This is a genomic window from Streptomyces sp. MMG1533 (assembly GCF_001279775.1).
Lineage (GTDB): Bacteria > Actinomycetota > Actinomycetes > Streptomycetales > Streptomycetaceae > Streptomyces.
In genome coordinates, this window is sequence record NZ_LGDG01000201.1 from 1 (window position 1) to 225 (window position 225).

1 rRNA gene is annotated in these 225 nt (G+C 58.2%); it reads right to left on the reverse strand.

Features of this window, described 5'->3' with window-relative positions:
- Nucleotides 1-225, reverse strand: a 23S ribosomal RNA gene (locus ADK57_RS19835); the annotation flags it as partial.

Here is a 225-nt window from a genome sequence, read left to right on the forward strand (position 1 = left end):
CGTTTGTATCGCTACTCATGCCTGCATTCTCACTCGTGAACCGTCCACAACTCGCTTCCGCGGCTGCTTCACCCGGCACACGACGCTCCCCTACCCATCACAGCGCCCGTTGGGGCTATATGCTGCAATGACACGACTTCGGCGGTACGCTTGAGCCCCGCTACATTGTCGGCGCGGAATCACTAGACCAGTGAGCTATTACGCACTCTTTCAAGGGTGGCTGCT